3 protein-coding genes are annotated in these 2,429 nt (G+C 76.8%); 1 reads left to right on the forward strand and 2 read right to left on the reverse strand.

Annotation, left to right across the window (positions count from 1 at the left end):
• On the reverse strand, nt 1-1,013 hold a 1,013-nt coding region (locus ACFUVW_RS20580), incomplete at its 3' end, for an LLM class flavin-dependent oxidoreductase (protein WP_430573152.1).
• 111 nt (nt 1,014-1,124) lie between these two features.
• Here ACFUVW_RS20580 and ACFUVW_RS20585 point away from each other — a divergent pair.
• Complete coding sequence (locus tag ACFUVW_RS20585) at nt 1,125-1,643, forward strand: MarR family winged helix-turn-helix transcriptional regulator (protein ID WP_430573153.1); 519 nt, start codon at nt 1,125-1,127, stop codon at nt 1,641-1,643.
• 10 nt (nt 1,644-1,653) lie between these two features.
• Here the strand turns inward: ACFUVW_RS20585 and ACFUVW_RS20590 are convergent, their stop codons facing one another.
• On the reverse strand, nt 1,654-2,385 hold the full coding sequence (locus ACFUVW_RS20590; RefSeq protein WP_430573154.1) for an SDR family oxidoreductase: 732 nt from the start codon (nt 2,383-2,385) through the stop codon (nt 1,654-1,656).
• Nucleotides 2,386-2,429 lie beyond the last annotated feature (44 nt).

The raw sequence follows: 2,429 nt of genomic DNA on the forward strand, positions 1-2,429 counted from the left end.
CGGTCCCCCGGCTCGACGGCGGACGCCGCGAGCGCCGCCGGGACCGCCGCGTAGTCGATGCCCGCGCGGCGCAGCGCGATCGCCCGCGCGCCGCGCTGCGTGGCGGCGGGCGCGGTGCCCGACGACGCGCGTTCGCGCGCCACGAGCTCGCGCACCGCGGGCGCGACCTCCTGGCCGTAGACCTGGATCAGGTTCGGGTCGTCGGCGGCGAGGATCACCGTGCCGACGCCGTCCTCGAGCGCGAGGGCCGCCAGCTCGTCGACCCACTGCTCCACCGGCCCCTGCAGGAACCCCTGCGGCTGCGCGGTGACCGCACCCTGCACGTTGAGCAGACGCCGGATCTCGGCCGGGTGGCGCCCCGCCTCCTCGGCCGCCTCGTCGATGATCGCGTTCCCGCGCTGCAGGTCGCCGTCCTTGAGGTAGGCCAGCGACGGCAGCCAGCCGTCGGCCTTGCGGGCGATGAGCCGCAGCATGCGCGGCTTGAGCGCGCCGAGCCAGATCGGGACGTCGTGGGCGGGCTCGGGCCCGCGCTTGGCGCCGACGACGCGGTGGTGGGCGCCCTCGACCCGCAGCGCGCGGCGCTCGCGACCGTCCCAGAGGCCGCGGACGATGTCGAGCGCCTCCTCGAGCGCGTCGACGGACTCGCCCGGCGTGAGGCGGGTGCCGCCCATCGCGACGATCGGGTCCCAGAACCCGCCGGCGCCCAGCCCGAGGGCGGCGCGGCCGCCGGAGAGCAGGTCGAGCGAGGCGACGGCGCGCGCGAGCACGGCCGGCGGGCGCAGCGGCAGGTTGAGCACGTTGCCCGCGACGGTGACGCGCTCGGTCTGCGCCGCCACCCACGACAGCAGCGTCCAGGTGTCGAGGAACCCCGGCTGGTACGGGTGGTCCTGGAACGTCACCAGGTCGAGCCCGGCCGCCTCGCTGACCTGGGCCAGCCGCACCGGCTGCTGAGGGTCGCGGTTCGTGGGGGTGAGGAACGTGCCGAAGACCAGGTCGTGGCCGTAGTCCGTCATGCGGGACCTTTCGCGGGAGGACCGCTCCCGTCTCCGGGAGATCGTCTGTCAGACAGACGATATCAGCGGCAACTCTTCTGGCGCGCCGCGCATTCCGCGTACCATGGCTCGGTGAGCACCACCGCCGACCCGACACGCAGCCTCGCGGAGACCGCCGCCGGCCCGGACGCCCCGTCGCCGCTGGGCTGGTCCCTCGCCGCGCTGCTGCGCGAGTGGAGCGCCCGCGTCGCCGCGGCGTGCGCGGACGTGCCGCACGGGGGCCGCGGCTACGAGGTGCTGGCCGCCGTCACCCACGACGCCCCGCCCACCCAGGCGGCGCTGGCCGCCCGGCTCGGCATCGACCGCACCGTGATGACCTACCTGCTCGACGAGCTCGCCGGCTGCGGGCTGGTCGAGCGGCGTCCCGACCCGGCCGACCGGCGCGCCCGCCGGATCGTCGTGACCGACCACGGCCGCGCCGTCCTCGCCGACCTCGACGCCCGCGTGCGCGTCGCGGAGGACGAGCTGCTCGCCGGCCTGGACGACGCCGAGCGCACCGCGTTGCGGCACCTGCTCGTCCGCGCCGCCACCGGCGCCGCGCCGGGAGACGACCGCTGCGCCGTCGTCGCGCGCGTCGTCGACCCGAGCTGACCGCCCGTCCTCACCACGGCACCGGCCCGATGGCGTCGACGAACGTGCCGGACGGCGCGCCCGCCGGCAGCGTCGCGGCCCGGTGCACGACGGCCGCCGCGTCGTCGGGACCCAGGGGCGCGTGCTCCCGGTTCAGCGGCGTGAGGTCCGTGCGGACGAAGCCCGGGCAGACGGCGGTCACGGTGATCGGCGTGCCCGCGAGCGCCTTGGCCAGCGCCACGGTCACCGCGTTCAGCGCCGCCTTCGACGACTGGTAGGCCGGCACGACCGTGGAGTAGTACGGCGACGCCGTGTCCTGCTGGTCGGCGAGCGAGCCCATGCGCGTGGTGACGTTGACGACGCGCCCGGCGTCGCTGCGGCGCAGCAGCGGCAGGAAGGCCTCCAGCACCAGCACCGGCCCGAACAGGTTGGTGGCGTAGGTGCGGCGGAACAGGTCGAGGTCGACGGCCTCGGCCGGCTCGGCGGAGGCCTCGGGCAGCACGCCCGCGTTGTTCACGAGCACGTCGAGGCGGCCGAACCGCTCCTCGACGTGGGACGCCGCGGCGCGCACCTGGTCGGGGTCGGTGACGTCGAGCAGCACGCTGCTCGCGTCGCCGCCCTCGGCCCGCACGCGGTCGACGGCGGCGCGGCCCGCGTCGTCGCGACGGGCGCCGACGACGACGTGGAAGCCGTCGGCGGCGAGGCGGCGGGCCGTGGCGAGGCCGATGCCGCGGGTGGCGCCGGTGACGAGTGCGATCTTCATGGGTCCTCCCGGAGGTCGCGCCGCCCCGGTGGCGGCGCCCACCC

This window comes from Isoptericola sp. NPDC057391, assembly GCF_042668085.1.
In the GTDB taxonomy this organism is placed as follows: domain Bacteria; phylum Actinomycetota; class Actinomycetes; order Actinomycetales; family Cellulomonadaceae; genus Isoptericola.

Bases quoted from the DNA above. Each gene is read 5' to 3' on its own strand.
- ACFUVW_RS20590 (WP_430573154.1), bottom strand. From the start codon at position 2,385: ATGAAGATCGCACTCGTCACCGGCGCCACCCGCGGCATCGGCCTCGCC.